Consider the following 24,824-nt stretch of genomic DNA (forward strand, 5'->3'; position numbering starts at 1 on the left):
CCTTTATTAATTCATGAATGTTAAGAAAGAAAGTTGGCGTGTGCGTTCTGTTAAATATCTAGAAAACAACTACCACCATCTATATAAAAACTTTGAAGCTTTAATACTTTTTCTATTAAGTGCATATTGTCTTGCTGATTTCACGACTCTAAAAAGTGATATAACTTCATTAATACATTCACTTCATGAAGACGAAATTAGTACTTGGTCAATTCTCATAAAGATTCTTAAATCTTATCCATTCTATCTAATCATTATCTTAATGGGTTTTTCTATTTTTATTACTCGTAAAATAAGTAATGAAACCAAAACATTAGAAGCAGAAAATCAGTCTTTGCGATCTCAAATTGATGCACAAAAATCGGAAATTGATACTACAACAGCTCAATTAAATGAAGCAGAAGAAGCGATTGATAATTTAAAAGACAATAATCTTGAAACATCTTTTGAAATAGGTAGCAAGTTCATTGCATATTTATTTCAGAAATGGGGACTCACCTCAAGAGAGCGCATAAGCCTCTATTTAGAAGTCGATGGACACTTTGTATTGAGTGCTCGTTATGCTGTTGATGCAAAGTTTACAGAAATTCATCGTAGACAATTTCCAATTGACCAAGGAATTATTGGTGACTGTTGGCGTTTAAAACGAAGATTTATTAAAAACTATCCTCAGAACAATCAACAATACATTAGAGAATGTACTAAACATAATTTTACTGAATCAGAAGTCAAATCATTTACAATGAAAAGTAAAAGTATTATCGGTTTTCCTATCTATAGAGATGAATTTGAGGTGTGTGGTGTACTAATCATAGAATCCACACAGGTTGATTGGAATTTTGATGAAGATAGTAAATTAACTGATGAATATAGAATACTTTTTAGGCAATTTCTTGTACATTATGAAAAAACAATAAATGCTTGTCAAAGGGAGGTAGCAAAATGAATCAATCATTAAATGATTTAATTAAATATTTTTGCAGTATGTACCCCCACTCTCAAGAGCTTTCCAAAGCACGCTTAACAAAGATGATTTATTTAGCTGATTGGGAGAACTTTAAATTATCAAACAACCAATTATCTAATATTAAATGGTATTTTGATAATTTTGGACCATATGTAACAGATGTTGTGGACACAGCTTATAACGACCCTGATGTACGATTAGTATCTACACGTACAATTTATGGCACTGAAAAAACTCTTATTGAATATAAGGGCTCTACTCCTATTTTAGATGAGTCAGTAAAAAAAATTCTCGATCAAGTTATTGAATCTACAAAAGCTTTATCTTGGAAAAACTTTATTGAGTATGTATATGCAACGCCCCCAATAAAACAGTCGACAAGATACAACTATTTGGATTTTTCCAATTTTATTTAACCCTCACCCCAGCCCTCTCCCATAGGGAGAGGGAGCTGTCATTTGATTTAACACCTATATGAATTTGGCGATGAATTTCCCTCTCCTTTTAGGAGAGGGTTAGGGAGAGGTATTTTTTAATTCAGTGCACACTTGCCACAAATCCGCTAACACCACATCCGTCCGCCCCAACACATTACAATTCCAATACCGAACTACAGTTAAATTCAAAGTCTCTAAAAACTTCGTGCGTTCAGCATCATATTCAATCGCATCATCAGTACCATGCTGACTACCATCCAGCTCAATCACCAAACCAATTTCATGACAGTAAAAGTCTACAATATATGGTTTGATCACATGCTGACGGCGAAATTTAAGATTCATAAATCGCTTGGCACGTAGAAGTTGCCACATCAGATTTTCAGCATCGGTGGCGGTGTGGCGCATAGATTTGGCAAAGATCAGTAATTGAGGATCGAGCTTCTTGTTCATGTTGGATTTAATTTTTATTATTTTCTCTAGATTATCAAATTTTAGAACCTCTCCCTAGCTCTCTCCTACAAGGAGAGAGAACTTTTCATTATGATCTTTATTATTTTTTGCTTGAATTAAGTTAAATCATAAATTGAATGAAAGGATCGTTATAACCTTCATCAACTTCAAACCCTGCTTTCTTGATCTCCTGCTCTTCTTCCTTACGAGCCAATAAACACTCTTCTCTGTATTTTTCTAGTTTTATTTGTTTTTCATTGATTGATAATTCATCTAGATATAAATCATCAGCACCATAAAAACTTAAAGCACTGTATATTGAAGCTAAGTACCGTATCTCAAATGTGGCTGAGTAATCACGGTTATAAAAAATAGAAATTTCAAAATCCCCCACATAAAAGTAACTATCAAGAGATAAAAAGTCTTCGGATTCTAATACAGATTTAAATTCATCAAATTGAATGAGATCAGGGGCGAGACAAGTATGATCACCAGAAACTAGAATTTTGTTGTAGTCTTCTTTTTTATAACGAATATCATCTAGACCAAAATAGTTTTGACATCCTAAATCAAGTAAATCCTGCATAAAGCGTTTGTAATCTTGAAAAGCATCTTCTAATGAACTATTCGCTTTCGACCACCTTTGCTCGAACTCAATTCCCTCAATGATCTCATTGGTTTGTTTAAGGGAAAGATCATAGACTTTTTCAAATTGGAAACTCTTACTATTCAGTTCTAAATTCAGCTCAATATTCCTTTCATAAGGATCATCACCAAAATTACAAGCATAATAACAATATCGATTATTTTTGGGTTCTTGTACGGTTTCAACACTCATTACACGATTTTGGTTTTTAAAGCGAATGAAACTATCCTGTGCCAATGAAATGACGACTGTTGAAGCATCAGTTAAATCCACTTTAACAAAACCTGACCGACTCTTAGGCTCTTGATTCTCCTGTTGAGCTTCGACAACGGTACAGTGCGTTAAATTTGAACCAAATAATTTATAAGCTGTGAATAATATTGCAACCACAATAAAAGCTAAGATGATGAAAAAACTCATTTATTCTTTTTCTCTTTTTGTATGTATATAAAAATGAATGAACATTTAATTTAGACATAAGTCTTGTCATCTTTAAAATAACGTACCTTACTGCACTTATTCAAACTAAAAATAAAAAAAACTAAAATATCCCACATTCCAACAACATCCCGATACCACTCTCTTCCGTCATAGACATCAACCAAAGCTTCTTCAAGCCTAGCAGATATAAATATCCCGTGAGTACTTGAAGAAACTGTCATAAAAAATGATTAAAGAGACGAACGATTTTATTTTATAAAATTATTCACGATTAGATCTTTTACCTCATCTCCTCGACCAGCTAAAACCGCCTTCATCGCATACAATGAAGTCGCCTTCACTTGCTCAAATTTTGGTTCTGGTGGCATCACCAACTCTACAGGGTTGGTATGAATATCAATTAGTGCAGGACCATCATGAGCTAAAAATTTCTGAATAGCTGCTTCCAAACCATGACCATCTTTTTGAGTCATGCCATAAATCCCGATCGCTTCAGCGACTTTGCCAAAATCAGGGTTCGCTAATTTGGTAAAATTATCCAGTAAGCCATCAACTTTTTGTTCAAGCTCTACAAAATTGAGCGAATGGTTATTAAAGACAACAATTTTGATCGGCAACTTTTCCTGTACGATGGTCATGAGATCACCCAACAGCATACTCAGACCACCATCACCACATAGCGCAATCACCTGACGTTCAGGAAAGGCTTTTTTAATCCCGAGTGCTTGAGGCATCGAGTTTGCCATCGTACCGTGCAGTAAACTACATAGCAATTTACGCTTACCATAGGTATCGATGTGACGAAGCATCCATAGTTTCGATGAGCCTGCATCTCCAGTGAAAAATGCATCATCATCTGCATATTTGTTGAGAAGCGCCACCACATATTGCGGGTGGATCAAACCATCTTTACCTATACGCTCTTCTTTCAAACGAACTGCATCTGCAACTTTCTTTAAATCTAAGCACTCTTGAATAAAGTGTTGGTTCTGCTTGTTTTCAACTAAAGGGATTAATGCACGCAGCGTTGGTGCAATATGTCCAACAGCACCAAAATCTATAGGATAGCGACGACCTAAATGAGTAGCATCGACATCGATTTGAATAATCTTCGCGTGTTTAGGATAAAACTGTGGCCACGCAAAGTCCGTTCCAAGCAGTAACAATACCTCACTATGATTAATCGCATGTAAGGCTGCTTTATTGCCATACATACCATTCATCCCCATATTATGAGGATTATCATATTCAATAAAATGTTTTGCACGTGAGGTATGCACAACGGGTGCATTTAATTTTTTCGAAAGTTCAACCACTTCATCGTGAGCATGCTGAGCTCCAATACCCGCATAAATCGTGACTTTTTGATGAGCATTGATGAAGTTTTTAATCTGATCAAGTTCAGCAGGATTAGGCGTAGTTTCAGGCTGCGGATGATGTACCCTGAAATCCAATGATTCCTGAATATATTGACTGCTGATATTGGTTGGCATAATGACCACCGCTACGCCACATTTATTCAATGCTGCCTGACAGGCCAATGTCATCACATGTCTGACTTGACTGGCTGCTTTGATCTCCTCGCAATATACAGAACAACTTTTATAAATTTCTTTAAAGTCGACATATTGGGGAAAATCTAAATAGCCTGCTTGTTCGGTTGAAAGTTGGCTTGCGATCAAAACCACAGGCGCACCATTACGGTGTGATTCGTACAGACCATTAATAAAATGCAAGCTTCCAGGACCACATGAGCCAGCACATACTGTTAAATTGCCACTCATCAATGAATCTGCACCTGCTGCAAATGCACCTACTTCTTCATGGCGAACATTGATCCATTGAATAGAACTACGCGATAAAGAATCGGTAAAGTGATTAAGCGTATCTCCAACGATGCCGTAACAGTGCTTTACGCCGACTTGTTCCAACACTTCAATCATAATGTCTGAGACTTTTTTACTTTTCATGTTATTCCTAGTTTTAGTTTTTAGAGCATTATCGTTATATTATGATCAATACATCAAATAAATGCGACAAAATACACATTTTATATAAATTATAATATTAATTTTTTAATAATAGGACAATCAACCATTGAGAAATACGGAATGAGTAGATGTCAGTAACAGCTATTTATAGCTCGTATGTTTTGGATTCAAAGAAGTGAATGTTCAATCAAAAATGCTAACCCGGAAGCTTTTGACATATCCATTAAACGCTGCTTTTCCAATTTGAGTTGTTGTTTTAACGATGAAACATCTTGATCAATCTGTGAAGAGAGCTTTTCAATATTTAAAGCACCTTTAGTTTTTTGTACTTCAATTTTTGCCTTGTTTGACCACACTAAGCTATTAATCAATATCTGGATTTGCTTTTCTAAAGTTAAACTCTGTGCTTGCAATACTTGTTGATAGTACTTCAATTGATCTTGATGAATAGCTTTCTGTATACCGACTTGAAGTTGCTCGACTTCAAGTTGTAACTTCAATAGCGTGAATAAGTCCTCTTGTTCATAAGCTTCATTAACACGTTGTAATAATGCCGTCTTTGCAGCCTTTTTGGATTCATCCGGTTCACGGTCTGGATGAATGATAGATGCAGTTTTGAGATATACTGTTTTCAGAGATTGATTCACTAACTTTTCTGCTTCGGCTTGTTTATCTTGCTGCCGTTTAAGTTTGGCTTGCTGCCTTGCTTGTTGATACTGCGCTTTGTCCCATAACGAATCGTCATCAATCGTTGAATCATTTTGTTCACCATGAGCATCTGGTGCTTGACTAGATTCGAAGTTGTTCTTTTTATCTTGCTTATTTCGTGGTTGAGCAAACACCTGTTCAAAATAAATATGTAATTTTTTAACTGTCTCATGTTGAGTTTCATTGAGCATATTTGATTTGCTCAACATTTGGGTCAAGTTAAAACACTTCTCTTCCATAACCTTTTGAGACGACTTATTTAAATCAATTTGACTTAGGCTATTCCATAGACTTTGTAATTGCTGAAACAGAACTTGATAAACATCACGATAGACAGGAATAAGTTTCTTCTGCGTGTAGGTACGAATTTCTTCTTGGGCGTGTTGCCATGCGGATAATTGTAATTTTTGCTGCTCAATCTGATTAATCAAAACCCGTAGCTTATGATCTTGAACAAGTTGTGCAGAAGAACTGGATTGAATTTCGAATGAAGTCACGTCAGGTGTTTAGTCCAATGAGAGAATACTGAGTTTAACAAAATGTGGATGCTTTATTTTAAGCATCGATCACAGTTTGATTTCGACCATTGGCTTTTGCTTGATAAAGATGTCGATCTGCTCGTTTAAGAATGGCATAAGCATCAGCATCGTTGAGATCAGTCACACTGACACCAATACTGACGGTCAAAGTTTTCTCTGCCAAAATAACAGCTTGTTCCACCAATGTACGAATTTTCTCTGCCAAAACTTGCGCACCCATCAGATGTGTTGCAGGCAATAAAATTACAAATTCTTCACCACCATAACGTGCCACAAAATCGGTTTCACGCGTTGCTTGATCAAGGATTTTTGCTACTTGTTGTAACACTTGATCCCCTTGATCATGACCATATTGATCGTTGACTTGCTTAAAATAATCGACATCCAATATAAGTGCTGCATAGCCAATTTGATTTCTTTTATGTTGACCAAACAAGTATTCAAGTTGTTCGTTTAAAGCACGGCGATTGTGTAAACCTGTTAATGCGTCATGTCGTGACAATCGAATCAACTCAAGATTAGCCAATTCAAGTGCTCGAGTGCGCTCTTGAACCTTACGCTCTAGAGATTGGTTTGCCTCAAGCAATTGTTGTTTCTGTTCCAATAAGGTTTGCGTCATGCTTTGTAGAGAATGTGATAATCCTTGGATTTCACGGATGCTGCTTTGACTATGAAATGCCGTATGCACGTCTCCCTGTTCGACCGCATAAGCCGATTTAGCTAAAGCCTCAATGGGTCTGCTCAATTTATTGGCAAGTTGATAAATCACATAAAAGATAAATAGCGAGACGAATAAACCAATCAGGAAGATTTTGAACTGCAAATCACGCATATCTGCCAAAGCAATCGCCAAAGGTTGACGAATTACCACATGCCAACCAATATCACTTTTAGTCTCGGACTCCACCGCAATATTTGCGGTTAAGAAATCCTGCCCTTCATTCCAATCATCAATATAATAAAGTGCATCGTTGACTTTAAGTTGAGGTGGCTTGACTCGTCCAATACTTTTAAATGGATACAGCAGTTCACCCTGTTTGTTTAAGATAAAGACTTCTATGCCACGCTGAGATGCTGTTTGAGATAATGCTTTATTGAGAATATGACGTGCCCACTCCCAATCTGCATGTGCAGCTAACACTCCTTTTAATTTTTGAGTATTTGGATCATAGATTGGTGTTGCGAAATCAATAAAACGCATCGGCTCATGAGGATTTAAAGCTTGAATTTTTTTTGCCAATAACACAGCTTCATGCACATCACCTAAGTATGTACCCTGTAAACCTGCCTTAAACCATGGCCGTGAAGAAACGTTTTCACCTTCAAGAATACCATCCGCAGCAATTTGTACATCACCGTTTAAATCTGTTACCCCCATCCAAGCATAATAGACATACGCATTTTTGACTTGTTCCAAGCGTGTACGAACACGTGGATCATCTAGACTTGCTTCTGAAAAGAATGGAGATTGGCTGAGCAGCACCATTTCGCGCTCGCGTTCGGCAAGAGAAGCTGCCAAGGCATTACTGATATTTTTTGCTGCGACATGTAGGGTCTGTCCACTGGCTTTAGCCAAGTGCTGAGATGCGATATTTCCAATATACAGCGATACGCATATCCCAAGGATAATGGTTAATCCAGCAAATATGAACAGAACGCGATTACGGAATGAATCCAAAATACACCTTAACTCTTGGTTAAACACCGAAACATGCAACCATAAGAATATAACAGAATATTACAAATACATAACAAACATTTCGGATCATTGTAATGAATAAAAAATGCCAACCTTATCTCATATATTCAAAATCCTGATTAACATTAACAACTGTAATTCCACTCCCTATCTTTTAAACAACATGATTTAATATTCAAGTCACGCACCACATCTACATAAAGTCATAATAATTCGACAATAATTCTGTATTTCTTTTTTTTGGCGCTTGATAGCTTAAGTAGAATCACCTAGAAAATTGAGGAACAAATGGATTTTGCTTCTATCTTTTTTTACGACACCACATGGGTATTTGTTTTCGAAATTTTAATCCGATGTGTGGTGATGTATTTACTCATCATTCTTTTTCTTCGTTTGACTGGCAAGCGAGGGGTTAGACAACTCTCCATCTTTGAAGTTGCCATTATTCTTTGTCTTGGATCAATTGCTGGAGATCCAATGTTTACGGAGGATTTACCCTTAATTCAAGCCGTAGTCGTCATGAGTGTGATCATCTTGCTTTACCGCACCACAACGTGGTTAATGATGAAATATCAGCCTTTCGAAGACTTAGTCGAAGGTAAATCCTGTTACATCGTAAAAGATGGCATGCTCGTCCTTGAAGCATTCAAGCGAGGTAATATGTCGCATGATGAGTTCTTTTCGGAAATGCGTCGTCAATCCGTTGAGCATTTAGGTCAAATTCGAGTCGGTCTATTAGAGTCCGATGGGAATTTCAGTATTTTGTTTTATCCCGATGAGCAAGTTAAATATGGCTTACCAATTTTTCCAGATCAAGCTCAATCAATATACAAGGTAAAACCTAGCGTAATATATGCGTGTACACATTGCGGATTCTGTACTGAACTTCAACAACCACTTCAAGATTGTCCGCGCTGTTCTTGCCAAGATTGGACACAAGCAATCAACAGTCTAAGAATTGGTTAGCAGATGAATAATCTACAGTCTGTTGGGACGAAGCAGATTATTCATCCTCAGCGCTGACTCAATCGAACATAGGTGGTTGAGATTAATCCAAGACTTTCACCACAATTTTACCAATGTGATCACCTGCATCCATTGCCAAATGAGCCGCTTGAATCTCATCAAAATTAAAAGTTTTATAGATCATCGGTAGACATTCACCTTTTGCCCATAACGGCGCAACATGTGTCTTTAAATCTTGAGCGATTTTGGCTTTTTCTGCTGTGGTACGTGCACGCATGGTTGAGCCAGTAATGGTTAAACGCTTCATCATGATTTGACCTAATTTTACGCCGTCAGCTTTAGCTCCTCCAAGAAATGCGATATAAACCAAACGCCCATCACGACGTAATACATTCAAGTTTTGGGCTAAATAAGGCGCTCCAACCATATCTAAGACAATATCTACGCCATTTTCTTCTGTCGCTTGCTGAATGACCTGTTCAAAGTCTTCCGTTTTATAATTAATTGCATGCGTCAAATCTTGAATTGCTTTTACTTTCTCATCTGAGCCAACAGTCGCAAAAGTTTTTAAGCCAAATGCTTTACACAACATTAATGCTGTTGTTCCAATCCCACTGGTTCCGCCATGGATTAAAGCCGTTTCCCCCGCTTTAGCTTTGCCCATTTGAAAAATATTCGCCCAAACGGTAAAAAATGTTTCTGGAATTGCAGCAGCTTGAATATGACTCACCCCTGCAGGAATATTAATCAGCTGAGATTCAGGCACCACACAGTATTCCGCATAACCACCACCATTGGTAAGTCCACACACTTGATCCCCCACCTGATAGACGTTTACCTCAGCCCCTACTGCAACGACTTCCCCTGATACCTCTAACCCAGGTACAGGTGTGACCCCTTTAGGCATTGGATATAAACCTTGGCGCTGTAAAATATCAGGACGGTTAATGCCGAAAGCATGTACTTTCACCAAGACTTCATTGTCTTTAGGTTGCGGAATATCAACCGTTTCATAAGCCAACTTCTCAACGCCGCCTGGTTCAGTAATGATCACATGTTGCATGCTTTGTGCCATAATCAAATCCTTTATTTACAATACTTTTCATTCATTTCAATCAATTTCATCATAGTTGATCGCATTGATAAAGTCCTGTATTACTTATGTATAAGGATGAAAACGAATCATTATTTTTGGGGAAAATAATATGCGTTACTTGCTGCAATTTATTTTGCCATGCAGTTTTGCTGCCTTGGTCATCATCTGTTGGACTTTTTTGTTAAGTTTTCCATGGGATTCAGCAGTGATTGCGATGACCTATTTCCAAATTGGGCTGGTGTTGTTATTGCTTTATGTTGAGTATGATGCGAGCAAAGTGGATGGTGCAGCAGGTTGGACTTTTTTAGTTTTCTGTTTTTTTGAAATGATATTGTTCGTCGCTTTGGGGATCATTCGTGTCATTGTTGGTGGATGGCAAGTTTTAGATCTTTTATTTTGAGCTGTGCCTCAGACACGAATATTAAAATAACTCAATAACACAAACAAATCTTCGTATTTTTTTGATTTACAACGGAATTGTAACCTTAATATCTTAGATTTTAAGGTCGTCATGGATCGTACACTCGAGAATTTTAAAATGAAAAAGCAGACTCTAGTTGTCACACTATCGCTCATGCTCGGTTTAGCAGGATGCTCTGGGGAAGATCAAGCTAAATCAACCTTACCAAATACTCCTGAGCCACCCATACCAATTCAACCTGAAGATCCAAAACCATCCCTACCACCAGATCTCGAACCTGAAACACCGATCAATGTTCCACAACCAAACACTTATTTAAATCTGGATTTTACTGAACTTTATTCAATACCTTCTGATTGGAATATTCTGCCTTCAAATCCAGGTAGCATTCAATTTAAAGAAGGTGCCTTACTGATTGATGGTCGCAAAGATTTAACCAAACCCACTACCATCATGTTAAGTTCGGATTTTCAAAAGCTTCGCAACTATAAAATTGAGTTAGAATTTGAATACCTTGAGCGTAATAACGGTACTCGTTGGGGAAGTATTATTTATAGAGCTTCAGATGTGTTTGCTCAACCTGAATATACACCATACTACCAATTTGCTATTCGTGCAGATGCATCTGCTTATAATGGTCTAGAACTCGCACTTAGACGCTCAAATAACACATGGAATGTCATCAATACATCCAAATTCGAATCAAACATTGCTTTAAATACACCTTATAAAGCTACAGTTGTTGTTCATGATCAACGTGTTCGTCATTACTTGAATGATCAATTGGTTTTTGATGGTGAATTACCCACCAACCTAAACCAAGGTGCCATTGGACTTTCAGCAGCAGGATTGCTGATGAAGGTCAACACAATACGGGTGATTGAACAACTTGATGCTCTCCCTACTCAAGATCGGATCACAGATGTCATTGATCACAAATATCCAGTTGCAATGGCGCCCGCTTTAGCACAACCAGCCGACTCATCAACAAATGATAACGCTCATACCGCCACTTATATTGCTTACCAACTTGATGAACAATTATTTTTAAAAGATTTCGACAATAAGACCTCGATGCACCTCAGAAGTCTTCTTTCTGATCAAACCAAAAGAACACTTCCTCTTCTGCATATCGACTCTGAAAACACACTGGCTGAATTAAGATCTTTGTCTTCAGATTATGATTTTAGTGATGTCACGCTAGTCTCTGATGATCCATATCTATTAAGAAAAGCGCGTGTGGAGATTCCAGAAATCCGTACAGCATTGGACTGGTCTGAAAAGGGCAATTTGATTTCAGATCAAAATAGTGTTGTGAAAATTGCACAGGCAACCAATACATCACTTTCTAAAATTGTGATTTTACCAGCCCATTTGGTTCAGTCTCATGTAGTTGCACACTTGCAACGTTTATTGATCACACCTTGGGCAGGTTTTACCCACAATATTTCTGGACAGACCAGTCCTAAGCTTGATGCCTATCAAGCTGCTGAGATATTAACAACAGGCGTAAATGGCATTTATACACATCAGCCTGAATTATTTCATTCCATCATGCGCTCAATGGCGCCCAACACCCTACTTCGTAAACCACTCATTACAGGTCATCGTGGAATTCCATCTCAAGTTGATGAAAATACCCTTGAAGGTATTCTTAAGGCGATAGAGGTTGGTGCTGATGCCGTGGAATATGATGTCTATCTGACGAAAGATGACCATGTCGTTTTAATGCATGATAAATCGGTTTTACGCACAACGGGTATCGCAAAAAATATTGAGAACATGACGCTCGAAGAAGTTCGTAAACTAAAAACGACCGGGCAGCGACTTGCCATACCGACGATGGATGAAGTATTGGCTGCAGTAGTTAAAAAGTACCCACATGTCACCAATTTTATCGAGATTAAGAGTGCAAAACCCGAAATAATTTTAAAAATTAAAGATTTACTTGATAAATATGATGCATATGGTCAAGCCATTGTCATAAGTTTTGATGGGCAACAAATTCTTGAAATGAAGAACACTCTAAAAGGTGTATCAACGGGTTTATTGGTATATCCACCAAAGGAACAAACTACTTTTCTAAACATTCGAAGAATTTTGGAAACAACACGACAATTTTCTTCAACATTCAATCCGAATTATAGTGGTTTGAATCAGGACGTCATGTATCTGGCAAGTTTACGTGGGGTGACCTTCTGGCCTTGGACGTTCCGTTTAATAAAAAATGATTTCTATCGTATGTACATTCAAGGTACACATGGGTTGACCACAGATTATGCGCAAGATGCATCTAATTTTGTGGTCAAAATTAAAACTCCACGACAAATAACAGCAACTGTTGGTCAACCTTTACAAATCGCTGGGCAAAAATTAACGCAACTGGGTCAATCTAGTTACCAAAGCTTCAATACGATGCTCGTACTACCAGGCTCTGCAAAATATAGTCTAAATGGTCAATCTGTGAGTTTCAGTGAACGTGGTACAGCCTATGTCATGCCAAGCTACCAATACACCATAGCACCCAATTTCACCTATACCATCTATGCAAAACCCGTGACTGTGACCATTCAATAAGCACATCACATTGATATTTGGAGACCAATTCAGTTCGCTGAGTTGGTTTTTTTCGAAAATCGCATTTTCCCTCATCTTTTCATAAGATTTCAACTGAACTTTTAATGATGTTCACCGCTTAAACACGACAGTATTTAAAACTGATGAATTTCATAAATATTTAATATGTAATATTTTTTTTACTTTATGACAAATCCATAGAATTGTCATTTTATGTACTTAGATTGTGTCTCGCTTAGGGACATACTTTTCGAGTACTTTTTAATGATGAAATTTACAACACTGACGTCAGCAATATTATTAACATTAAGCTTAACGGCTTGCTCCGATGATGATCAAAAAAATGCTGTATCAAATCCAGATCAAACGGAAAATCCTAATCCATCTCCTGAACCTGAAACACCAGAAATTGAAGTTCCTGTACCCAAAATACTTTTTGAAGAAAATTTCAATGCTTTAACTGCTATTCCAAACAATTGGACTCAACTTCGTAGCAATCCAGGGAATATTGAAGTTAAAGATGGAGCACTATTCATCAATGGTACGGCGCACGATACTCAAATGACGACCATTATGTTGCCAAATGAACTACAGCAACATCGTAATTATCGTATTGATATGGATTTTGCGTTCTTAGAAAAGAACAATGGTGGTCGTTGGGGTAGCGTGATTTATCGTGCCGCTGATCAATATGCTGATCCAGCTTTTACTCCATACTATCAATTCGCATTTCGTGTTGATGCAACCGCTGCAAGTGGTCTTGAACTTTCTATGCGTCAACCTAACAACACATGGAATGTTTTACAGAAATCTGCATATAAAGAGAATTTTGAGTTAAATAAAACCTACAAAGCAACAGTCATCGTACATGGCCAACGCGTACGCCATTATATTAATGATGAACTCGTACTCGATAGCACGCTACCTTACAATTTAAATCAGGGTGGCATTGGCATTTCTACAGCTGGCGCTTTGATGCGTGTAGATTCAATTAAAGTGACTGAGCAACTTGAAGCCCTACCAGAGTCTAATCGAGTTACAGATCTAATCGATCAGCAATTGCCAGTCTCTATGGCACCAGCACTCGCTCAGCCTGCTGGCGCAACTACACTGAACTCAGCTCCATTAGCAACTCATGTTGCCTACCAACTGGATGAGCAACTCAATCTTCTTAACCAAGATCAAAAGAAAATTACTCATTTAAAAGATTATTTAAATGATTCAACACGACGTCATATTCCGCTATTAACGATCAATTCAGAAAAAACAATTCGTAATCTGAAAACGTTGACAGAAAACTATGATCTCGCTGATATCACCTTGGTGTCGGATCAGCCTGAACTCTTACGTAAAGCTCGTGTTGAAATCCCTGTATTGCGTACAGCACTCGACTATTCAAAACAATCTGGTTTAACCAATAGTAAATCAGATATTGTAAAAATTGCGCATAATACAAACTCTTCTTTATCAAAAATTGTCATTTTACCGCCGCACTTAGTGCAATCCGAAGTCGTATCTCATCTACAACGCTTATTGATTACACCTTGGGCAAGCACACTTCCAGATCAAAAAGAAAGCATTGATGCATTCAAAGCGGCTGATATTTTAAGCACAGGGATTAATGGGATCTATACACAACAGCCAGATGTTTTCCAAAACATTATGAAGCAGATGGCACCGAATACCCTGTTAAGAAAACCCCTGATCACAGGCCACCGTGGCATTCCAGCTTTAGAGGATGAAAATACTTTAGAAGGAACAATTAAAGCTATTGAGGTGGGTGCTGACGCAGTTGAATATGATGTTTATCTATCGAAAGATGGTCATGTTTTCCTGATGCATGATGGAACATTAACTCGTACCACAGGTGATAATAGAAATACTGAAGATCTTACCTTAGCTGAAATTCGTCAGTTACGAACGATTCCCAATGGTCGCCCAGTTCCAACCATGGATGAGGTTTTGGCTGCAGTCAAAAAATACCCCCATGTGACCAATTTCATCGAAATTAAAAGTGCTAAGCCTGAAATTGTATCGAAGATTAAAGAACTTTTAGATAAGCACAATGCCTATGATCAATCGATTGTCATCAGTTTTAATGGTGATCAAATCTTACAGATGAAAAATACCTTACCGGGTGTTTCTACAGGCTTCTTAACGAGTACGCCGAACGCACAAAGCAATATTGTAAACACACGTCGAATATTAGACGCGACTCAAAAATATTCTTCTACATTTAACCCGTCTTTTGCAGGATTAAGCAAAGAGTTAATGTCAATGGCGAGCTTACGTGGCGTAACTTTCTGGCCTTGGACATTCCGTACCAATAAAGATGATTTTAATCGTATGTATGTACAAGGAACACATGGCTTAACCACCGATTATGCTCATGAATCTTCTGATTTAGTCGTCAAGATCAATACTCCAGGTCAAATTACTGCGAAAGTGGGACAGCCTGTTGTTTTTAGTGGAGAAAAAGTTACTCAAATAGGTAAGGCTTCAGCACAAAACTTTAATTCAATGATTGTTCTGCCTGGTTCTGCCAAATATAGTAAAAATGGTCAGTCGATTACGTTTAGTGAAAAAGGCAAAGCCTATGTCATGCCGAGCTATCAATACACGATTGCTCCGAATTATAGCTATACCCTGTACGGTAAGCCCGTGACAGTCACGATTCAGTAAGAAACTTTAAATTTACATGCCCAATTGTTAAGTTTAAAGCTTCAATTGGGCATTTCTTATTTTTTTAAATTTTGAATCACTTCGGGTAAAAAAGAACGGTGAAATCCATCATAGGCTTGATTATTCTCAGCCGGACTTAATGGAAATATACGTGTGCCTTGAGAAGCTGCGCCATCAATCCGTATCGTGACACCCGATATAAATTTAGACGCTTCAGACAACAAATAGACGATCGCTGATGATACTTCAGCTTCTGTTCCCATGCGTTGCAAAGGAACTTTCTCCGCCATACTTGGAATCACTTTTTCAGCCATTTCACCAGTATATGTATCCATACCTGATGACAAAATCCATCCAGGTGCTACGGCGTTCACGCGAACTCCTGATTTACCCCATTCGACAGCAGCTGTCTTGGTCAGATTATCGACCCCTGCACGAGCTGCGCCTGAATGTCCCATATTCGGCATACCTCCCCACATATCAGCAGTCATGTTGACAATACTTCCACCATGCTTATTCATCCACTGATTGTAAGCTTCGCGCATAAGATAGAATGTAGCGTGTAGATTGTTTCGAATGACAGCATCAAATCCATTGGCTGAGATTTTTTCTAAATGCGCTGGAAATTGTCCGCCTGCATTATTCACCAAGCCATCAACTCGTCCGAATTTTTCAATTACTTCGCTAATCATGGCTTTTACTTGTGCTTCATCACGATTATCACAAGCGATGCCATAGGCTCTGCCACCATCTTCCATGATTTCAGCAACAACTTTATCGAGTTTTTCTTGGGTACGCCCTGTAATAATCACTTGTGCATCCAATGATGCAAGCTCATGAGCTGTACAACGTCCAATACCAGAACCACCTCCTGTCACAATGATGACCTGATTCTGAAATAAGTTTTCCTTGAACACTGAGTTATATGTCATGCCAATCCTTAGGTTGTAATTTTTATCGACTTGCAAAATTATCCCGATTTTTTAACAGTTGCAAGATCATAGAATTTTATAATTGTTGTTTTAAATGCTAATCAAACCTTTCATTCAAGGGCTATGGTATCGTTTTTACAAAACGCATTAAGATTTTTCTTACCACAGGTAAAAATATTAAGATCAATGGAAATGCGATTAACCAAGACATTGCCCACGTCTTTATCCAGACCACCCAGATCCCATCAAAAAATCCACGATTCATTACAATATTAATTAAAGAAATTGAACCACTCATCAAACATGACAAAATTAACGGCATCAGCCAATTGAGATGTTTGGGGTGAAATTTTGGGAGTGCTTTATTCATTGTAGCGCCTAATCATTTCATCTCATTTAATTTAGCACCAATGCAATCACTATTCCTATATTTTTCAAGTTTCAAGCACACAAAACTAATCCAATATCGTTAAAATTTTGAACCTTGAGGCATGATTTAATATTTTTTCTTAGTAAATGTATATTAAATAGAATGGATTAGTTTCCATCTTAATCAAGACTCATGAGCAATAAAAAAATATTTAACTTTAAACGATGATTTTATTTTTTAGCTTTTCTACTCTACGAAAATGTTTTAAGTTTTTAGTTCAATTTTACCGTTAATCTCTATTCTTTAGATTCGAAGCATTTTTTTCAGTTTTTGCATAGCCTCTCTAGGCATAGGCGCTGTCATCATTTATTGGTATTCTAAACAAGCTTTACTAGGGTGTTTTTGTTGTATCGGAGCATTAACACACACCGTTAAGAGCATCAAAAGCAAATACGCTATTATTTCATAATATCTCGAATTTATCGTTAATGTTTACCCTATCTTAGCTCATTAAGACTAGTGTGGTCGTTATTAACTTTTAAATAAAAAAACCCACCATCAGGCGGGTTTTTTTAAATCAGTCAATCTTAAAGACGAACCAATTCCACAATCTTCTCAGCCAATTCTTCAGCAGCTTCTACTTCAAAACTTGCATCCGTACCTGTTGCAGTATCAGTAATGACCACCACTCCAGTTTCACGTAATAATGCAACTTGCTCAGCAGTTAAACCAGCTTTAGCAATCGCGACAACACCTTGTTGGATCAATAAGCTTTCTAATACTTGTGCATTCACAATTGCAGCATTTGATACAGTTACCGCAGCAGGTTTTTGACCCAAACGCGCCGCACGTGCTTCTGATGTTACAGGCTCATTATGTGCAGTCCACTCAACTGCCTCTTCAACCATACCTGCACCAACTGTAACGTTGCTTAAGCGGTCAATAAAGATAAATGAACCTGTGTAACGGCTATCTTGATAACGGTCAAATACGACTGGTGCATCAAATTCAATCGTTACATTCGCAATCGCATTCAGCTCTAAGTTTTCAACTTGAACTTTTTCAAGCGTATTTACGTTTGTACGGAAGTTAATTGCTGTTACCTTAGCAGGAACAGTTTGCGTACCAATCTTCACGTTATATAACTTACCAATCGCAAGCGGTTGATCTGCCATCCATACAACAGTCGCTTGAACAGAACGAGAAATTGCCGGTACTTCTTGGTCTGCACGTACAAGTACGTTACCACGAGAAATATCAATCTCGTCGTTTAACGTTAATGTCACTGCTTGACCAGCAACTGCACGTTCTAAGTTACCATCAAAAGTAACGATTTCTTTAACTGTAGATGATTTACCTGATGGCAACGCAGTAATCGTATCTCCAACGTTGATATCACCTAGTGCGATCGTACCGCAGAAACCACGGAAATCGAGGTTAGGACGGTTCACATACTGTACAGGGAAGCGGAAGTCACCTTTAGCTGAAGTACGATTAATCTCTACAGATTCAAGCGTACCCATCAAAGTTTCGCCTGTGTACCACGGCGTATTTGGAGATTTGTTTACAACGTTATCACCATTTAACGCAGAAATCGGCGTAAAGATGATGTTAGATGGTTTACGGTCACCCAATTGTGCAACAAAGCCTGCATATTCAGTTTGAATCTCATTGAATCGTGCTTCAGAGAATTCAACCAAGTCCATTTTGTTGATCGCAACAATAATGTTCTTAATACCAAGTAAGCTTGCAATATACGTATGACGACGTGTTTGTGTCTGAACACCGTAACGCGCATCAATTAAAATGATCGCAAGATCACACGTAGACGCACCTGTAGCCATGTTACGTGTGTATTGTTCATGCCCCGGAGTGTCGGCAATAATAAACTTACGTTTTTCTGTAGAGAAATAACGGTAAGCTACATCAATCGTAATACCTTGCTCACGCTCTGCTTGTAAACCATCTACAAGTAGCGCTAAGTCAGGTGCATCCCCTGTTGTACCGACTTTTTTAGAGTCACGTGTAACGGCTTGCAATTGATCTTCATAAATCAATTTTGAATCGTAAAGTAAACGACCAATTAAAGTTGATTTACCATCATCTACGTTACCGCAAGTCAAAAAGCGTAATAAGTCTTTATTTTCGTGTTGTTTTAAATAACCCAAGATATCTTGGCTAATCAAATCTGATTGATGAGACATGGCTCATAGCTCCACAAATATGTTGAAATCGGTGTATTTGAATCCCCCTCGTTCCCCCTTTGAAAAAGGAGGATGACTCCTCTCTTTTACAAAGAGAGGAGCAGCACTGCTGCGGCAGAGAGATTCTAGAAGTAACCTTCTTGCTTTTTCTTTTCCATCGAGCCCGCTTCATCATGGTCAATCATTCGACCTTGGCGCTCAGAACTCGTTGCAAGCAACATTTCTTGGATAATTTCTGGCAAGGTGTTAGCAGTTGACTCCACCGCACCTGTCAATGGGTAACACCCCAAAGTACGGAAACGAACCGATTTCATTTGTGGAACTTCACCTTCTTTTAAAGGCATACGCTCATCATCCACCATAATTAATGTACCACTACGCTCAACAACAGGTCGTTCTGCCGCTAAATACAATGGAACAAGTGGAATACTTTCTAAGTAAATATATTGCCAAATATCAAGCTCAGTCCAGTTCGACAATGGGAACACACGGATACTTTCGCCTTTATTCACTTTACCATTGTAAAGATTCCAAAGTTCTGGACGTTGGTTTTTAGGATCCCAACGATGTTTATCATCACGGAATGAATACACACGTTCTTTGGCACGTGATTTTTCTTCATCACGGCGAGCACCACCAAATGCAGCATCGAACTTGTATTTATCTAATGCCTGTTTTAAACCCTGAGTTTTCATGATATCAGTATATTTCGAACTACCATGATCAAATGGGTTAATCCCAGCATCCTTACCTTCTTTATTTTGGTGGACGATAAGATCGAAACCGTGTTGCTTAGCCATATTGTCGCGGAAAGCAATCATGTCCTTAAATTTCCAACCTGTATCTACATGTAACAGTGGAAAAGGGAGTTTTGCAGGATAGAATGCTTTAAGCGCTAAATGCAGCATAACTGCCGAGTCCTTACCAATCGAATAAAGCATGACTGGATTTTCGAATTCTGCAGCAACTTCGCGAATGATATGAATACTCTCAGCTTCAAGCTGTTTAAGATGAGTAAGTCTTTCCTCATTTAATGACATGGACAACACCAGCTAGAATATGTGTACTTATGACACTTTTGAAAATTTATATTCATTATAGTGATTTAGACAACGGAGCTTTATCTCGTTTTTTTATATTAATATACTCAAATAGAATATAAGCAAAGAGACAATCTAATTATGATAACAATTACAGGCCTTTCAAATATAAAATACCAAGAATGGTTAGCCCTTTGGTCAGCTTACCTTGAATTCTACAAGACCGAATTGAATCCTCAACAAGCGGCTCTGACTTTCAAACGATTATCTGATGCGTCGCAAACCGATATGTTTGGCTATGCCATTATAAAAAATCAAAACGTCGTCGGAATTGTACATCTCATTTCTCACGCAAGCACTTGGACTAAACTCCCTTATTGTTATCTCCAAGATTTGTTTATTGATGCAAATTATAGAAATCAGGGCTTAGCCAGGAAATTAATAGAATTTAGCTATGACGAATGTAAAAATAATTATGATAGAGTGTATTGGTTAACCCATAAAAGCAATGATAATGCTAGACTTTTGTATAATCGTGTTGCAACCGAAACGGGATTCATTCAATATAAAAAATCTCTAAATTAGTTATTTTTATCTCCCATGCTTAGCCTTGAATCTCTTAAACAACATTTAGAGCGAGCTCAAATTGCTGGTCATATTTATCAGCATCATCAAATTCTAGTGTTACAAGAACCGTTTACTGAAAATGGTTCTGCTTTAAATATTTTTGTTCAGCACGAGTTAACTGCTGATCAAATTGGCTTACAGTTTGCTGTTGAACATACTGATCAAAAACTAAAGTTCTTGATTGGCGTTACACATAGCAATCAAGATCATAGAAGTGAAATTAGTATTGGTCATTTAAAAGGCAATCAAAAAGCTTTTAATTTGTGCTACGCCTTTTACAATTATCCAAAACATTTTTTTGTAGTTGAAACAGATTTATATGCGAACGCTGAGCAATTTAAAGACTGCTTAGAAAAGCAATTATTCAGTCAACCTGAGCTTAGTTTTTTAGACACAGCCACTAAAGTAAATCCAATGGGACAGAATTACCCATGGATGAAGGATTATATCGGGCAACTTAGCTTAGAAATGAAAGTTCGGATACAAACAAGTCTCATGTAAAAAAAGCCACCTTTTTAGGTGGCTTTTTCAATTGCTAATCTAAGAATATTAACGTCCCAGTTTTTTGACATCTAAAGGTATTTCAATACCAACAGAAGCACCTGCATCATTACCATGACGATCTGAATCTGCAATCCAACCATTAATCTTTAATGGCAAATTCGGCTTCACAAAATGCGTCCAAGTTAAATCTAATGCTTGGATATCATCTTCCTCAGAAAATGCAGCATTGGTATCTCGATTTGATTGATTTACTTTTGCAAATAATACGCGACCTGAAAGTCTGTTCATGGCATCAAAACGAATATTTCCACCCAAAGAAATCATCTCACCATCTCCTCCAATCGCATGTGCAAGAGGATAGCCATGTTGATAATATCCATCTGTGTAAATATGATGATTATAAGATATCCCTCGAGCCTTACCATTTGTAGTGGTGTCTACCCACTCTGCATAAATCTGATAAGGCATTTTTTTTAAAGATGAAGAATAATCCACGCCGGCTTGATACATTTTCTTAGCAGGTAAACCACCAGCTTCATCTTCACCCACGTATTGAGCATAAAGGCCTATTGGTTGGTTCGATAAATAGCTTAGATTCAATCGTGCATCGAGTCCAGCAATTTGATTTGATGCATTACCCTCACCACTACAATTATTATTTTCACACTCATTATCTTTTCCAATGAAAGCGTTCCAATAAGATTTAACAGAATTTGGTTGACCTTTACCAGCAATTTGAAAAATTCGTGATAATCCCAATTCTAGATAAGGTAAAGGCTGAGCTGTAAAACGTAAGCCAATTAACTGGGTACCTGACACAGCTTTATAATCATCTAACTGGCCGCCAAAAGCTTGGTATTGCCAAGGCCCGATCCATGATAGCCATTTATGATCAAAAGCAGACTGTTCAGCACGCTGTAGAGTGAAACCATATACTGGTCGACTTGCATCTCCACGTATCAAACTACCATCGTGTGCAGGCCCCCAGTAAGTTGGAATCTGACCAGCAATGAGCCATTGATTCCAAAGTTTACCCGCAAGATATGAGCCTTCTAGATTAACGTCTTGCCCATTGTCTATCTGAGGATTTTTTTCACCTCTAACTTTGAGCTTCGCATCCCAATTTTGCCCCCCAAGATTTAACTCTGCACCAAGCGCATATTGTGCTTTTTGATGATCGGCAAAAGATTGTGGGATTTTCTTTTGATCACTCTCCGCGAAAGCATCAACTTTTAATGTTTCATTTTGCTGCTTAATCGCTCTTTCGACTTCCTGAATAACCTTTTGTTGTTCGATGGAGTTAATTTTAGCATTGGTGAGGGCACGCTGGACTTCATTACCACTTAGCGGCCATGTTGAGGTGCTTATTTGAATCACACCTTGTTGATTCAGCCAATTTAAATCATCTCTCAGGTTTTCATCGTTGAGGAGAATACCATTGGCAAAGACCCATGGACTAGAAAATAGTAAGCTCGATGAAAGGATTTTTATAAGTCTATTCGGGTTCATCACAAATCAATTTAGGATTATATCTTATTGATTATTTGAATTTTTAATTTATAAATCCATTAACTTTACATTAAGTATTTAATTAGATACATTTAATAACATTGTGTAAATATTTGGATAAACATACAGCTGGTTAAACAGATTAGCTTTAATGATAATTTTCTATATTTTTTATCACCTTAATTAAATATTTTGTGATTAAAACCTCAAAATACACTCACACTAAAAAACATTTAAATTTAATTTTATGTTAAGAAAAATTAAAAAAGCCCTTCAAAGAAGGGCTTTTTTAATTTCACTATTACGCATTTTTGTGACGCATATGTGGGAATAAGATCACATCGCGAATACTTGGCGCATTGGCAAATAGCATTACCAGACGATCAATACCAATCCCTTCACCTGCTGTAGGAGGTAAACCATATTCAAGCGCCTCAACGAAGTCGGCATCATAGTGCATTGCTTCATCATCACCCGCATCTTTTTCAGCTACCTGTGCTTGGAAACGCTCAGCCTGGTCAATTGGGTCATTTAACTCTGAGAAGCCATTTGCAAGCTCACGACCACCAATAAAGAATTCAAAACGGTCAGTAATGTGCGGGTTGTCATCGTTACGACGTGCCAATGGAGAGGTTTCCGCAGGATATTCAGTAATGAAGGTCGGTTGACGAAGTTTCGTTTCAACAGTTTCTTCAAATACAATCGTTTGAAGCTTACCTAGACCAAAACCTGGCTTCACTTGCTCTTTAAGTTCATTCTTAACAAACTCAGCTAAGAACTCGCGATCATTTACATTTTCAGGTGTAAATTGTGGGTTATGTTCAAGAATTGCATCAAACATTGAGATTTTCTTGAATGGACCTTTGAAGCTATATACTTCTTCGCCATAAGGTACATCTGTCGAACCTAAGATATCAATTGCTAGTTTTTCTAGCATTTGCTCTGTCAGTTCCATCAAGTCTTTGTAGTCTGCATAAGCTTGGTAGAATTCGATCATGGTGAATTCTGGGTTGTGACGTGTAGACACACCTTCATTACGGAAGTTACGGTTAATCTCAAACACACGTTCAAAACCACCTACAACCAAACGCTTTAAGTAAAGTTCTGGTGCAATACGTAAGAATAATGGCATGTCTAAGGCATTGTGATGCGTTTCAAATGGACGCGCAGAAGCACCACCTGGAATCACATGCATCATTGGCGTTTCAACTTCCATATAACGTTTTTCAGTCAAGAAGTTACGAATACCAGCAACTACTTTTGCTCGAATTTCAAAAGTCTTACGCGTTTCTTCGTTCACGATCAGATCAAGATAACGTTTACGGTATTTTACTTCTGTATCTGTTAGACCGTGGAACTTATCTGGAAGAGGACGGAGTGATTTAGTGAGGAGTTCAAAATGTTCAATATGCACATAAAGATCACCTTTGCCTGAACGTCCAATGTAACCTTCAACGGCAATAATATCACCTAGATCAAGACCTTTAATGGTGTCTAAAGTCTCTGCAGATAATTCTTTACGTGCAACATAAAGCTGAATACGGCCAGTCATGTCTTGGATCACCATGAACGAACCGCGGTTCAACATCACCCGACCCGCAACTTTGACATAAACTTTTTCACTGCCTTCAATTTCTTCTTTTGATTTATCAGCAAACTGATCCTGAAGGTCTTGTGCATAATGTTCACGCTTAAACGTGTTTGGCCAAGGGCTCGTACCCTGCTCTTGAGCCTTATCTTGAATCTGTTTTAACTTGGCATGACGCTGTGCGATTAAATCGTTTTCGGAAATGGCTTGTTCAGAAGTCGATTGAGCGTTTTGTTGCGTCATCTCTGCCTCGTAATTTTATTTAAAAAAGAAGTTGCATAGCATAGCAGAATTCAAAGTACTTGAGCATTAGAAAATAATCAGCCATTTGAAAAACGCTTAATTTCATCCACTAAAGTCTAGGTCTGAACATTTCTTAGACCAAAAGCTAAGTTGTACTTTGAATACAGCACTCTACAATCATCCT

20 protein-coding genes are annotated in these 24,824 nt (G+C 37.8%); 8 read left to right on the forward strand and 12 right to left on the reverse strand.

The features are described from left to right. Nucleotides 1–13 precede the first annotated feature (13 nt). Together AC1M9E_RS10190 and AC1M9E_RS10195 are read left to right on the forward strand one after the other, a co-directional pair. The gene (locus tag AC1M9E_RS10190; RefSeq protein ID WP_488224749.1) at nucleotides 14–946 is read left to right on the forward strand and encodes a GAF domain-containing protein; all 933 of its coding nucleotides are present in this window, start codon (nucleotides 14–16) and stop codon (nucleotides 944–946) included. Next, nucleotides 943–1,383 (forward strand): Panacea domain-containing protein, encoded by a 441-nt coding sequence (locus AC1M9E_RS10195; protein ID WP_488224750.1) that lies wholly within the window; start codon nucleotides 943–945, stop codon nucleotides 1,381–1,383. Before AC1M9E_RS10190 ends, AC1M9E_RS10195 begins: the two co-directional genes overlap by 4 nt. 99 nt (nucleotides 1,384–1,482) lie before the next feature. On the opposite strand, the gene AC1M9E_RS10200 is transcribed toward AC1M9E_RS10195, so the two are convergent. From AC1M9E_RS10200 to AC1M9E_RS10220, 5 genes are all read right to left on the reverse strand, one after another. Beyond that, nucleotides 1,483–1,857: an endonuclease domain-containing protein gene (locus tag AC1M9E_RS10200; RefSeq protein WP_488224751.1), complete on the reverse strand. Its 375-nt coding sequence runs from the start codon at nucleotides 1,855–1,857 to the stop codon at nucleotides 1,483–1,485. Between the two features lie 121 nt (nucleotides 1,858–1,978). Continuing rightward, a complete protein-coding gene (locus tag AC1M9E_RS10205) occupies nucleotides 1,979–2,923 on the reverse strand; it encodes a hypothetical protein (protein ID WP_488224752.1) in 945 nt (314 codons plus the stop codon). Nucleotides 2,924–3,192: 269 nt separating this feature from the next. Next, nucleotides 3,193–4,914 carry a thiamine pyrophosphate-dependent enzyme gene (locus tag AC1M9E_RS10210; RefSeq protein ID WP_488224753.1) on the reverse strand — a complete coding sequence of 574 codons (1,722 nt, stop codon included), beginning with the start codon at nucleotides 4,912–4,914 and terminating at the stop codon, nucleotides 3,193–3,195. A gap of 188 nt (nucleotides 4,915–5,102) precedes the next feature. Continuing rightward, nucleotides 5,103–6,140, reverse strand: a complete 1,038-nt coding sequence (locus tag AC1M9E_RS10215) for a molecular chaperone DnaJ (RefSeq protein ID WP_488224754.1) — start codon at nucleotides 6,138–6,140, stop codon at nucleotides 5,103–5,105. A 58-nt stretch (nucleotides 6,141–6,198) separates the two neighbouring features. Further along, nucleotides 6,199–7,860: a sensor domain-containing diguanylate cyclase gene (locus AC1M9E_RS10220; protein ID WP_481593897.1), complete on the reverse strand. Its 1,662-nt coding sequence runs from the start codon at nucleotides 7,858–7,860 to the stop codon at nucleotides 6,199–6,201. Between the two features lie 309 nt (nucleotides 7,861–8,169). Here AC1M9E_RS10220 and AC1M9E_RS10225 point away from each other — a divergent pair, with 309 nt between their 5' ends. After that, nucleotides 8,170–8,847, forward strand: a complete 678-nt coding sequence (locus AC1M9E_RS10225) for a YetF domain-containing protein (protein WP_092766869.1) — start codon at nucleotides 8,170–8,172, stop codon at nucleotides 8,845–8,847. Between the two features lie 82 nt (nucleotides 8,848–8,929). Here the strand turns inward: AC1M9E_RS10225 and AC1M9E_RS10230 are convergent, their stop codons facing one another. Then, nucleotides 8,930–9,922 carry an NAD(P)H-quinone oxidoreductase gene (locus tag AC1M9E_RS10230; RefSeq protein WP_488224755.1) on the reverse strand — a complete coding sequence of 331 codons (993 nt, stop codon included), beginning with the start codon at nucleotides 9,920–9,922 and terminating at the stop codon, nucleotides 8,930–8,932. Between the two features lie 130 nt (nucleotides 9,923–10,052). Between AC1M9E_RS10230 and AC1M9E_RS10235 the strand changes: the two genes are divergently transcribed. The 3 genes from AC1M9E_RS10235 to AC1M9E_RS10245 all read left to right on the forward strand — a co-directional run bounded on the left by AC1M9E_RS10235 (nucleotide 10,053) and on the right by AC1M9E_RS10245 (nucleotide 15,623). Beyond that, nucleotides 10,053–10,343 carry a hypothetical protein gene (locus tag AC1M9E_RS10235; RefSeq protein WP_179997712.1) on the forward strand — a complete coding sequence of 97 codons (291 nt, stop codon included), beginning with the start codon at nucleotides 10,053–10,055 and terminating at the stop codon, nucleotides 10,341–10,343. A 138-nt stretch (nucleotides 10,344–10,481) separates the two neighbouring features. Continuing rightward, the gene (locus AC1M9E_RS10240) at nucleotides 10,482–12,941 is read left to right on the forward strand and encodes a glycerophosphodiester phosphodiesterase family protein (RefSeq protein WP_488224756.1); all 2,460 of its coding nucleotides are present in this window, start codon (nucleotides 10,482–10,484) and stop codon (nucleotides 12,939–12,941) included. A 264-nt stretch (nucleotides 12,942–13,205) separates the two neighbouring features. Next, nucleotides 13,206–15,623: a glycerophosphodiester phosphodiesterase family protein gene (locus AC1M9E_RS10245; protein WP_488224757.1), complete on the forward strand. Its 2,418-nt coding sequence runs from the start codon at nucleotides 13,206–13,208 to the stop codon at nucleotides 15,621–15,623. A gap of 56 nt (nucleotides 15,624–15,679) precedes the next feature. Here the strand turns inward: AC1M9E_RS10245 and AC1M9E_RS10250 are convergent, their stop codons facing one another. From AC1M9E_RS10250 to cysD, 4 genes are all read right to left on the reverse strand, one after another. Continuing rightward, nucleotides 15,680–16,555, reverse strand: a complete 876-nt coding sequence (locus AC1M9E_RS10250) for an SDR family oxidoreductase (protein ID WP_481588891.1) — start codon at nucleotides 16,553–16,555, stop codon at nucleotides 15,680–15,682. Between the two features lie 121 nt (nucleotides 16,556–16,676). Further along, nucleotides 16,677–16,925: a DUF2798 domain-containing protein gene (locus AC1M9E_RS10255; RefSeq protein WP_481609825.1), complete on the reverse strand. Its 249-nt coding sequence runs from the start codon at nucleotides 16,923–16,925 to the stop codon at nucleotides 16,677–16,679. Between the two features lie 587 nt (nucleotides 16,926–17,512). Then, a complete protein-coding gene (gene cysN, locus AC1M9E_RS10260; RefSeq protein ID WP_488224758.1) occupies nucleotides 17,513–19,129 on the reverse strand; it encodes a sulfate adenylyltransferase subunit CysN in 1,617 nt (538 codons plus the stop codon). A 125-nt stretch (nucleotides 19,130–19,254) separates the two neighbouring features. Continuing rightward, complete coding sequence (gene cysD, locus AC1M9E_RS10265) at nucleotides 19,255–20,169, reverse strand: sulfate adenylyltransferase subunit CysD (protein WP_035266686.1); 915 nt, start codon at nucleotides 20,167–20,169, stop codon at nucleotides 19,255–19,257. A 141-nt stretch (nucleotides 20,170–20,310) separates the two neighbouring features. Here cysD and AC1M9E_RS10270 point away from each other — a divergent pair, with 141 nt between their 5' ends. Further along, entirely contained in the window at nucleotides 20,311–20,754 is a 444-nt protein-coding gene (locus tag AC1M9E_RS10270) for a GNAT family N-acetyltransferase (protein WP_179997707.1), read from the forward strand. A gap of 15 nt (nucleotides 20,755–20,769) precedes the next feature. Continuing rightward, nucleotides 20,770–21,297: a hypothetical protein gene (locus tag AC1M9E_RS10275; RefSeq protein ID WP_488224759.1), complete on the forward strand. Its 528-nt coding sequence runs from the start codon at nucleotides 20,770–20,772 to the stop codon at nucleotides 21,295–21,297. A gap of 48 nt (nucleotides 21,298–21,345) precedes the next feature. Here the strand turns inward: AC1M9E_RS10275 and AC1M9E_RS10280 are convergent, their stop codons facing one another. After that, entirely contained in the window at nucleotides 21,346–22,809 is a 1,464-nt protein-coding gene (locus tag AC1M9E_RS10280) for a capsule assembly Wzi family protein (protein ID WP_488224760.1), read from the reverse strand. Between the two features lie 301 nt (nucleotides 22,810–23,110). Next, entirely contained in the window at nucleotides 23,111–24,640 is a 1,530-nt protein-coding gene (gene lysS, locus AC1M9E_RS10285) for a lysine--tRNA ligase (protein ID WP_092766879.1), read from the reverse strand. Between the last annotated feature and the right edge of the window lie 184 nt (nucleotides 24,641–24,824).

It is taken from the genome of Acinetobacter sp. 24-47-47, assembly GCF_057737035.1.